The following is a 1375-nucleotide window of genomic DNA, read 5'->3' as shown; positions in this document are numbered from 1 at the left end:
GGCATACTGCGGCCCCGTGAGCGAGACCGAAGCGAAGGCCCCCACCCACCCCGGTGACCTGCGAGCGGCCCTGGCCGCGTGGCGGGAGGCCGTGGGCGAAGCACACGTCATCCTGGACACCGAAGCGCTGGAGGCCGCGGAAACGGCCACCTTCGCCACCACCCAGCGCATCCCCGCCATCGTGCGGCCGGCGGACACGGCGCAGGTGCAGGCGTGCCTGCGCATCGCCAGCGAGCACCGCGTGCCGGTGTACCCGGTGAGCGCCGGCCGCAACTGGGGCTACGGCTCGCGCGTGCCTCCCGGCGACGGCAGCGTGCTGCTGGACCTGGGGCGCATGAACCGCATCCTCGCGCACGACGAACAGCTCGCGTACCTCACCGTGGAGCCCGGCGTGACGTTCCGCCAGGCCTACGAGTACCTGCGCGACAAGGGCTCCTCCACGTTCATCACCACCATCGGCGGGTCGCCGGACGCGAGCATGGTGGGCAACGCGCTGGAGCGCGGTGACGGGGCCGGTCCCAACGCGGACATCTTCCAGCACGTGTGCGCGCTGGAGGCCGTGCTCCCCACGGGCGAGCGCGTGGAGACGGGCCACGCGCGCTTCCCCGGCGCCCGCTCCGCCCCGGTGTTCCGCTGGGGCCTGGGCCCGGTGCTGGACGGCCTCTTCAGCCAGTCGTCACTGGGCGTGGTGACGCGGATGACGTTCTGGCTGGCGCGCAAGCAGCCCTGGCTGCGCGACTTCTTCTGCGCCGTGAACGACGACGCCCAGCTCTGGGACATGGTGGACCGGCTCCAGGCCCTGGCCCTGGATGGCACGCTCAAGGGCAGCTTCTTCTTCTGGAACGACATCAAGGCCTACAGCATCACCCAGCAGTTCCCCTACCCCTCCGTGGGCCGCGCGCCGCTACCGGACTGGGCCCGCGAGAAGCTCCGCGAGGGCTTTGGCCGCTGGGCCATCAGCGGCACCCTCATCGCCCCGGACGCGGAGATGGGCGCCCTCTTGGAGAAGCGGCTCGCACGCGCCGTGGAAGGCGCCTTCCGCCCCCTGTCCTTCGGCCCGGTGGCCCCCTTCGGCGAGGGCACGCTCCAGGGCGTCCCCACCGAAACCAACCTCGCCATGGCCTACTGGCGCAAGCGCACGCCCAAGCCGGAGGACCCGCACCCGGATCGCGACCGCTGCGGCTTCATCTGGTGCTCCGTCGCCGTCCCCTTCACCGGCCCGGAGGCGAAGCGCGCCACGGACATCGCCGATCGCGTCCCCCGCCTCTTCGGGTTCGAACCCAACCTCGCGCTCCTCGCCCACTCCCCGCGCTGCGTCTATCTGGTCACCGCGCTCGCCTATGACCGGGACGTCCGCGGCGAGGACGCCCGCGCC

General features: G+C 72.4%; 1 protein-coding gene. It reads left to right on the top strand.

The window, feature by feature from the left end:
- Nucleotides 1-16: 16 nt before the first annotated feature.
- Nucleotides 17-1375: FAD-binding oxidoreductase (locus D7Y15_RS43470; protein ID WP_148713048.1), on the top strand; the 1359-nt coding region annotated here is incomplete at its 3' end.

Origin of the sequence: Corallococcus sp. AB030, assembly GCF_003668965.1 — a bacterium.
GTDB classification, from domain to species: Bacteria; Myxococcota; Myxococcia; order Myxococcales; family Myxococcaceae; genus Corallococcus; species Corallococcus exiguus.
This window is presented reverse-complemented; position numbering and strand designations above follow the sequence as displayed.